The sequence below is a fragment of the Phytohabitans maris genome (assembly GCF_031085175.1).
Classification (GTDB): domain Bacteria; phylum Actinomycetota; class Actinomycetes; order Mycobacteriales; family Micromonosporaceae; genus Phytohabitans; species Phytohabitans maris.
Map to the genome: position 1 here is coordinate 167793 of NZ_JAVHUY010000018.1, position 9022 is coordinate 176814.

The 9022-nt window shown below is 69.0% G+C and carries 7 protein-coding genes; 6 read left to right on the top strand and 1 reads right to left on the bottom strand.

From position 1 onward, the window contains the following. Positions 1–26: 26 nt before the first annotated feature. From RB614_RS20820 to RB614_RS20830, 3 genes are read left to right on the top strand one after another with little or no spacing between them, the layout of a single operon-like run. A complete protein-coding gene (locus tag RB614_RS20820) occupies positions 27–1658 on the top strand; it encodes an L-aspartate oxidase (RefSeq protein ID WP_308714228.1) in 1632 nt (543 codons plus the stop codon). Further along, on the top strand, positions 1655–2530 hold the full coding sequence (nadC, locus tag RB614_RS20825; protein ID WP_308714229.1) for a carboxylating nicotinate-nucleotide diphosphorylase: 876 nt from the start codon (positions 1655–1657) through the stop codon (positions 2528–2530). Before RB614_RS20820 ends, nadC begins: the two co-directional genes overlap by 4 nt. 10 nt (positions 2531–2540) lie before the next feature. Further along, positions 2541–3299 carry a type III pantothenate kinase gene (locus RB614_RS20830; protein WP_308714230.1) on the top strand — a complete coding sequence of 253 codons (759 nt, stop codon included), beginning with the start codon at positions 2541–2543 and terminating at the stop codon, positions 3297–3299. Here RB614_RS20830 and RB614_RS20835 read toward each other — a convergent pair. After that, on the bottom strand, positions 3281–4036 hold the full coding sequence (locus RB614_RS20835; RefSeq protein ID WP_308714231.1) for a class I SAM-dependent methyltransferase: 756 nt from the start codon (positions 4034–4036) through the stop codon (positions 3281–3283). The genes RB614_RS20830 and RB614_RS20835 overlap by 19 nt on opposite strands. 132 nt (positions 4037–4168) lie before the next feature. Between RB614_RS20835 and lysS the strand changes: the two genes are divergently transcribed. The 3 genes from lysS to RB614_RS20850 form a co-directional block, all read left to right on the top strand. Beyond that, positions 4169–5623, top strand: coding sequence for a lysine--tRNA ligase (lysS, locus tag RB614_RS20840; RefSeq protein ID WP_308714247.1), 1455 nt, complete (start codon positions 4169–4171; stop codon positions 5621–5623). A 90-nt stretch (positions 5624–5713) separates the two neighbouring features. Beyond that, complete coding sequence (locus tag RB614_RS20845; RefSeq protein ID WP_173057610.1) at positions 5714–6064, top strand: histone-like nucleoid-structuring protein Lsr2; 351 nt, start codon at positions 5714–5716, stop codon at positions 6062–6064. A gap of 534 nt (positions 6065–6598) precedes the next feature. Then, positions 6599–9022 (top strand): ATP-dependent Clp protease ATP-binding subunit (locus RB614_RS20850; protein WP_308714232.1); only part of this gene is annotated, 2424 nt, incomplete at its 3' end.

Sequence of the window (9022 nt, forward strand, 5' to 3'; positions counted from 1 at the left end):
CGGGTATGCGGTGGTTGACTGTTCGGATGGATGTCGCACTGCCTGTGCTGCCGCGGCGGCTCGGTGCGCCGGAGCCGGGCTGGTACGAGACGACCGACGTCGTGGTGGTCGGCTCGGGGATCGCGGGGTTGACCGCGGCCCTGCACCTGCGCGAGGCCGGGCTCCACGTCACCGTCGTCACCAAGGTCAACATCGATGACGGCTCCACCCGCTGGGCCCAGGGCGGTATCGCCGCCGTGCTCGACCCGCTGGACACCCCCGCCGCGCACGCCGCCGACACGCTCGTCGCTGGCGTCGGCCTCTGCGACCCGGCCGCGGTCGGCGTACTCGTCGAAGAGGGGCCGCTGCGGGTCCGCGAGCTGATCCGCCTCGGCGCGGAGTTCGACCGCAACCCGGACGGCTCGCTGATGCTCACCCGCGAGGGCGGCCACCGGGCCAACCGCATCGTGCACGCGGGCGGCGACGCGACCGGCGCCGAGGTGCAGCGGGCCCTGCACGCCGCGGTCGGCCGCGACCCCTGGATCCGCCTGGTCGAGCACGCGCTGGTGCTCGACCTGCTCCGCGCGGCGGACGGCCGGGCCTGCGGCATCACGCTGCACGTGCTCGGCGAGGGGAGCGAAGACGGGGTCGGCGCGATCCTGAGCCGGGCCGTCGTGCTCGCCACCGGCGGGATGGGGCAGATCTACTCGGCCACCACCAACCCCTCGGTCTCCACCGGCGACGGCGTGGCGCTCGCGCTGCGGGCCGGCGCGGTGGTCACCGACGTCGAGTTCGTACAGTTCCACCCGACCTCGTTCGTGGGTGGTGACGTACACGAGACCCAGCGCCCGCTGATCTCCGAGGCGCTGCGCGGTGAGGGGGCGTACCTCGTCGACGGCGACGGCCGGCGTTTCATGGCCGGGCAGCACGAACTGGCCGAGCTCGCCCCGCGCGACGTGGTCGCCAAGGCCATCCACCGGGTGATGCTCGCCACCGGCGCCGACCACGTGTACCTCGACGCCCGCCACCTGCCCGACGTGCCGCACCGCTTCCCGACGATCACCGCCGCCTGCCTGGCCGCCGGCATCGACCCGACCACCGACCTCATCCCGGTCGCGCCGGCCGCGCACTACGCCTCCGGCGGTGTCCGCACCGACCTGCGCGGCCGCAGCTCGATCCCCGGCCTGTACGCGTGCGGCGAGGTGGCCTGCACCGGTGTGCACGGCGCCAACCGGCTGGCCAGCAACTCGCTGCTGGAGGGGCTGGTGTTCGCCCGCCGGATCGCCGAGGACGTGGCCCACGACCTGCCGCCCCAGGCCGAGCCGGCGCCGGTGGAGAGCGCGCCCGGCTGGGTGGTCGGCGAGGAGGCCCGGGCCGCGCTGCAGGAGGCGATGACCCGCGGCGCCGGCGTGCTGCGCTCGGCCGACTCGCTCGCCACGGCCGCGAAGGAGCTGACCCGGCTCGGCGGCACCCGGGGCGCCCCGCGTACCGCCTCGTGGGAGGCGACCAACCTGCTCACGGTGGCGTCCGCGCTGGTGGCGGCCGCCTACGACCGGCAGGAGACGCGCGGCTGCCACTGGCGCGAGGACTTCCCGGCGGCCAGCGACGAGTGGCTGGGCCACCTGCTCGGGGCGATCGGCCCGGACGGCGACGTGGTGGAGAGCTGGGAGAAGCTGTGAACGGACCCACCGTGGCGGCCCTGCGGGTGGCCGGGCTGGACCCCGCCGAGGTGGCGCGCGTCGTACGCACCGCGCTCGACGAGGACCTCGGCCCCGCCCGCCTCGACGTGACGAGTGCCGCCACCATCCCCGAGGACCAGGTGGACACGGCCGACGTGGTGGCCCGCGCGGACGGCGTGGTCGCCGGCTTGGCGGTCGCCGCCGCGGTGTTCGAGGAGACGGACGCCCGTACCCGATGGGAAAGCAAGACCCTCGACGGAGAGCGGGTGGCGCGCGGCGCGGTGCTCGCCACGGTCACCGGCCCGTCCCGGTCTCTGCTCACCGCCGAGCGCACCGCGCTCAACCTGCTCTGCCGCATGTCCGGGGTGGCGACACACACCCGGGCCTGGGCCGACGAGCTGGCCGGCAGCAAGGCGACCGTGCTCGACACCCGCAAGACCACGCCCGGGCTGCGGGCGCTGGAGAAGTACGCGGTGCGGGCCGGCGGCGGCACGAACAAGCGGATGGGCCTCTACGACGTCGCCATGATCAAAGACAACCACAAGCTGGCCGCGGGCGGGCTGACCGCCGCGTACCGGCGGGTGCGCGAGCGCTTCCCCGAGGTGCCGGTGCAGGTCGAGGTGACCACCGTCGCGGAGGCGGTGGAGTCGGTCGAGGCGGGCGCCACCTTCCTGCTCTGCGACAACATGACCCCCGACCTGCTGCGCGAGGTGGTCCTGGCGGTCGGCGACCGGGCCGAGCTGGAGGCCACCGGCGGGCTCACCCTGGAGGTCGCGGCGGAGTACGCGGCGACCGGCGTCGACTACCTCTCGGTGGGGGCACTCACCCATTCCTCGCCTATCTTGGATATCGCCCTGGACCTGCGCCGGTAAGAGGTAGCGCGTGCTGCTCTGCATAGACATCGGTAACACCAACACGGTGCTCGCCACCTTCGACGGAGACAAGCTGGTCCACTCCTGGCGGATCAAGACCGATGCCCGCTCCACCGCCGACGAGCTGGGCCTCAAGCTGCGCGGCCTGCTCGCCGGCGACGCCGTGGAGATCACCGGTGTCGCGGCCTGCTCGACCGTGCCGGCGGCGCTCCGCTCACTCCGTACGATGCTGAGCCGCTACTACGGCGACACGCCGAGCGTGATCGTCGAGCCGGGCGTCAAGACCGGCGTGCAGCTCGCGATCGACAACCCCAAGGAGGTCGGCTCCGACCGGGTGGTCAACACCCTCGCGGCGTACACGATCTACGGCGGGCCATCGATCGTGGTCGACTTCGGCACGACCACCAACTTCGACGTGATCAGCGCGCGGGGCGAGTTTCTCGGCGGGGCCTTCGCGCCCGGCATCGAGATCTCCTTCGACGCGCTCGCCGCCCGTGCCGCCCAGCTCCGCAAGGTCGAGCCGACCAGGCCCCGCTCGGTGATCGGTAAGAACACGGTCGAGTGCCTCCAGTCCGGCATGTACTTCGGCTTCGCCGGGCAGGTGGACCGGATCGTGGAGCGGATGTCGGAGGAGCTGGGGCCGCTGCGGGCGGTGATCGCCACCGGTGGACTGGCGCCGGTCGTGATCGAGGAGTGCCGCACGATCACCCACCACGAGCCGATGATCACCCTCATCGGCCTGCGGATGGTCTACGAGCGCAACACCTGAGACCTAAAGACGATCACGCGGTACGGCACGTCGAAGCTCTCCCGCCCGGCCAGGTCGGGGTGGGTGGCGGTGAGCTCGCGCACCCCCGCCACGATCTCCGCCCGCTTCTCCGCGCTGGCGGTGAGGAAGTACGACCGGGTCGAGATCATCGCCACGAGGCTCTCCGGCGTCCGCGGCTCGCGATGGGTGAACTCCTTGCGCTCGACCGGCCCGAACGAGTCGCCCAGCTCCAGCGACACGGTCGGCTCGGGGTCGAAGTGCCCCCGGTTTTCCGCGACGTCGTGCGTGATGCGGGAAAGCTCGGCGACCCACGGCTCGCGGTCGTCGCGATGGTTCCAGATCGCGCCGAAGTGGCCGCCGTCACGCAGCAGCCGGGCGATCTCCGGGTGGGCGCGCTCCCGGTCGAACCAGTGGTACGCCTGCCCGGCGACGACCGCCTCGGCGGCCCCGTCCGGCAGCGGTACGGCCTCGGCGAAGCCCGCCAGCGCGGTCACGCCCCCGGTCGAGGCCGCGAGCTGGTCGCGCATGCCCGCATCCGGCTCGACCGGCGTGACCTGGTAACCGGCCGAAAGGAGCACCCGGGTCAGCTTGCCCGTGCCGGCGCCCAGGTCGACGACCTCGGCCGGCGGCGGTGTGCCGACCGCCCACCGCACCGCCTCGACGGGATAGCTGGGCCGAAACCGGTCGTACTCCGCGGCGGCGGCCCCGAAGGAGAGGGCCTGGGTCTGATCAGCCATCGGTTATCGACGGTACTCGCAGGCAGGTTACGAGTACCCTCGTGGCGAATCCGTCTTCTTAATTGAGAAAGCTGTGCCGTGACTGAGTCGACTCCTGCCGCCGCTGACCCCGCTGAGGACCTTCCCGAGCAGATGCGGGTGCGCCGGTCGAAGCGGGACCGCATGCTCGCCGACGGCGTGGAGCCGTACCCGTTGAGCTACCCGCGCACCGCCACCCTCGCCGAGATCCGCGAGCGGTACGCCGAGCTGGCCACCGACACCGCCACCGGCGACATCGTCTCCGTGACCGGCCGGGTCATCTTCATCCGCAACAGCGGCAAGCTCTGCTTCGCCACCCTTCGGGACGGCGACGGCACCGAGCTTCAGGCGATGCTCTCGCTCGACCGGATCGGCGCCGAGCGGCTCGAGGATTGGAAGCGCCTTGTCGATCTCGGTGATCACGTGGGCGTCACGGGAGAGGTGATCACGAGCCGCCGGGGGGAACTCTCCGTGCTCGCCGACTCGTGGTCGATGACCGCCAAGGCCCTCCGCCCGCTCCCGGTGGCACACCGGCCGCTGAGTGAGGAAGCGCGCGTACGGCAGCGGTACGTCGATTTGATCGTGCGGCCGCAGGCGCGCGAGACGGTCCGCACCCGGGCCGGAGTGGTCCGCAGCCTGCGCGACTCCCTTCACTCGCGTGACTTCCTCGAGGTCGAGACGCCGATGCTGCAGTTGCTCCACGGCGGCGCGGCGGCCCGGCCATTCGTGACTCACAGCAATGCGTTGGATACCGATCTGTATCTGCGAATCGCACCAGAGCTATTCCTGAAGCGCTGTGTGGTTGGTGGGATCGAACGAGTCTTCGAGATCAACCGCAACTTCCGGAATGAGGGAGTTGACTCATCCCACTCTCCCGAGTTCGCGATGCTGGAGGTGTACCAGGCGTACGCCGACTACAACACGATGGCCACGCTGACCCGCGAGTTGGTACAGGAAGCCGCGCGTGCGACCTTTGGGTCCCATGTTGTTAGGCATGCCGACGGCGAGGAGTACGACCTCGGTGGTCAGTGGCGCTCCGTGACCCTCTACGGGAGCCTTTCCGAGGCGCTTGGCGAGGAGGTAACGGTCAGTACGGACATGGCGCGGCTCGTTCAGTACGCAGAGAAGCACAATCTGCCCGTGTCGCCCAAGTGGGGACCGGGCAAACTCGCCGAGGAACTCTTCGAGGAGCTCGTCGTACCAAACCTCGTGCTCCCGACGTTCGTGCGGGACTACCCGGAGGAGACGTCGCCGCTGACCCGCGCCCACCGTGACCAGCCCGGTCTCGCCGAGAAGTGGGACCTGTACGCCTTCGGCGTCGAGCTGGCCACCGCCTACTCGGAGCTGGTCGATCCCGTTGAGCAGCGGGAACGGTTGATCCGCCAGGCGCAGTTGGCGGCGAAGGGTGACGACGAGGCGATGCGCTTGGACGAAGACTTCCTCCGCGCCATGGAATACGGCATGCCTCCCTCCGGCGGGATGGGAATGGGAATCGACAGGCTGCTGATGGCGCTCACCGGCCTCGGTATTCGGGAAACCATCCTGTACCCGCTGGTCCGGCCCGAGTAGTTTTCTTCGATCCTATTGACGGGTGGAGCATCTCCCAAGCTATTGTTCTCTTGTTTGCGGGAGGAACCCTGCTCGGAAGGATAGCGGCCCGTGGCCAAGCAGATCATTCACAAGTTGGTCGACGACCTCGACGGCGGCGACGCGGACGAGACCGTCAAGTTCTCGCTCGACGGCGTTCAGTACGAGATCGACCTGTCCAAGAAGAACGCTGACAAATTGCGGGAGGCTATCGCCCCATACGCGGCGGCCGGTTCAAAGATCGGGCGCGGCGGTGTGGTGGTCGGTGGCCGCGCCGCTCGTGGACGTGGTGGAGCGGCGGCGGACCGCGAGCAAAACAAGGCGATCCGCGCCTGGGCGAAGAAGGAAGGCAAGGAGATCTCCGACCGAGGCCGGATCCCCCAGGAGATCGTCGACGAGTACCACGCGAAGGCGGGCCGCTGAGCCCTCGCCGTCGTGACCGGACCCGGCAACGGGCCCGCGGCGCAGTGCGCGCTGCGGGCCCGCCCGCGCATTTTGGGGTCTCCTCGCCGAGGAGGCTGGGCGGAATGCGCTGGAGGCGGCCGGCGTTGCCACACCGGTGTGGGTCGAGGGGGCCAAGTGCCCGTGACCCGCAAACCCCCGCCGCGTTGTCCAGAGCGACAGCCGACCGGTGGTGTGGGGCGAGCGCCGGGTGTCATCGCTGAGCTTGATGGTTCGCCGGCGGGCTCGCTCAGGTGGACGACGTTGTCCACAGGCTGTGGATGGCCGCGCGGCGACCTGTGGATTTCGCTCTCCGCGTAGCGCTCAGGGGCGGGGGAACAGCGCTCCAGCGCGCACAGTTGGGGAAAAGGTCGCGGACGTAGGTCAGTCCGGCACGCAGGGCACAAGCACAGTCGGTCCGCGGCGATAGAGTATTGACACGGACGCCCCGACGGGGTGTCCCCGGCGCTGGCCCCGCCAAGATCATGGCGCACGGCACGTGAGGAGCACGAGGGCATGTTCGAGCGGTTCACCGACCGAGCGCGACGGGTTGTCGTCCTGGCTCAGGAAGAAGCCCGGATGCTCAACCACAACTACATCGGCACGGAGCACATCCTGCTCGGTCTCATTCATGAGGGCGAGGGCGTCGCCGCCAAGGCTTTGGAGAGCCTGGGTATCTCCTTGGAGGGCGTGCGCCAGCAGGTGGAGGAGATCATCGGCCAAGGGCAGCAGGCGCCGAGCGGGCACATCCCGTTCACGCCGCGGGCTAAGAAGGTCTTGGAGCTCTCGCTGCGTGAGGCGTTGCAGCTTGGTCACAACTACATCGGCACGGAGCACATCCTGCTCGGCCTGATCCGTGAGGGTGAGGGCGTGGCCGCGCAGGTGCTTGTCAAGCTCGGTGCCGACCTCAACCGGGTGCGGCAGCAGGTGATCCAGCTGCTCTCCGGCTACCAGGGCAAGGAGCCGGCCGCGGCCGGCGCCGCCGCCGGCGAAGCAGCGCCGTCGACGTCGCTGGTGTTGGACCAGTTCGGCCGTAACCTGACCCAGGCCGCCCGCGAGGGCAAGCTCGACCCGGTCATCGGGCGGGAGAAGGAAATCGAGCGGGTGATGCAGGTGCTGTCCCGCCGCACCAAGAACAACCCGGTCCTGATCGGCGAGCCCGGCGTGGGCAAGACCGCCGTGGTGGAAGGGCTGTCCCAGCGGATCGTCAAGGGCGAGGTCCCGGAGACGCTGAAGGACAAGCAGCTCTACACCCTCGACCTGGGTGCGCTGGTCGCGGGCTCCCGCTACCGGGGTGACTTCGAAGAGCGGCTGAAGAAGGTGCTCAAGGAGATCCGCACCCGCGGCGACATCATCCTCTTCATCGACGAGATCCACACCCTGGTCGGCGCCGGCGCCGCCGAAGGCGCGATCGACGCCGCGAGCATCCTCAAGCCGATGCTGGCCCGCGGTGAGCTGCAGACCATCGGCGCGACCACGCTGGATGAGTACCGCAAGCACCTGGAAAAGGACGCCGCGCTCGAGCGGCGGTTCCAGCCGATCCAGGTGGGTGAGCCCTCGCTGGCCCACACCATCGAGATCCTCAAGGGGTTGCGTGATCGCTACGAGGCCCACCACCGGGTCTCGATCACCGATGCCGCGCTCGTGGCCGCCGCTACCCTGGCCGACCGGTACATCTCCGACCGGTACCTGCCGGACAAGGCGATCGACCTGATCGACGAGGCCGGTGCGCGGATGCGGATCCGGCGGATGACCGCACCACCAGACCTGCGCGACTTCGACGAGCGGATCGCCCAGGTGCGCCGCGACAAGGAGTCCGCGATCGACGCGCAGGACTTCGAACGCGCCGCCCAGCTGCGCGACAAGGAAAAGCAGCTGCTGGGCCAGAAAGCGCAGCGGGAAAAGGAGTGGAAGGCCGGCGACCTCGACGTCGTCAGCGAGGTCGACGACGAGCAGATCGCCGAGGTGCTGGCGAACTGGACGGGTATCCCGGTGTACAAGTTGACCGAGGAGGAGACGTCCCGGCTGTTGCGGATGGAGGACGAGCTGCACAAGCGGGTCGTCGGCCAGGAGGATGCGGTCAAGGCGGTGTCGAAGGCGATCCGGCGTACACGGGCTGGGTTGAAGGATCCGAAGCGGCCGTCGGGTTCGTTCATCTTCGCTGGTCCGTCGGGGGTGGGTAAGACCGAGTTGTCCAAGGCTCTGGCGGAGTTCTTGTTCGGCAGCGAGGATGCGTTGATCCAGTTGGACATGTCGGAGTTCCACGATCGGTACACGGTGTCGCGTCTGGTTGGTGCCCCGCCCGGGTATGTCGGCTATGACGAGGGTGGTCAGTTGACCGAGAAGGTGCGGCGGCGGCCGTTCTCGGTGGTGTTGTTCGACGAGATCGAGAAGGCGCACCCGGATGTGTTCAACACCCTGCTTCAGATCTTGGAGGATGGGCGGTTGACGGATGGTCAGGGGCGGATCGTCGACTTCAAGAACACGGTGATCATCTTGACGACGAACTTGGGTACTCGGGATGTAGCCAAGGCGGTCAGTTTGGGGTTCCAGGCGTCGGAGGACTCGGAGTCGAACTACGAGCGGATGAAGCAGAAGGTCAACGATGAGTTGAAGCAGCATTTCCGGCCGGAGTTCTTGAACCGGATCGATGACACGATCGTGTTCCATCAGTTGCAGCAGGCGGAGATCTTGGAGATCGTGGATATCATGATCGCTCGGATCGAGACGCAGTTGCGGAACAAGGACATGTCGATGGAGTTGACCGACAGTGCCAAGCGGTATCTGGCGGTGAAGGGGTTCGATCCGGTGTTGGGTGCGCGGCCGTTGCGTCGTACGATCCAGCGGGATATCGAGGACAACCTGTCCGAGCGGATCCTGTTCAACGAGCTCAAGCCGGGTCAGATCGTCGTGGTCGACTGCGAAGGCGACCCCGCCGAC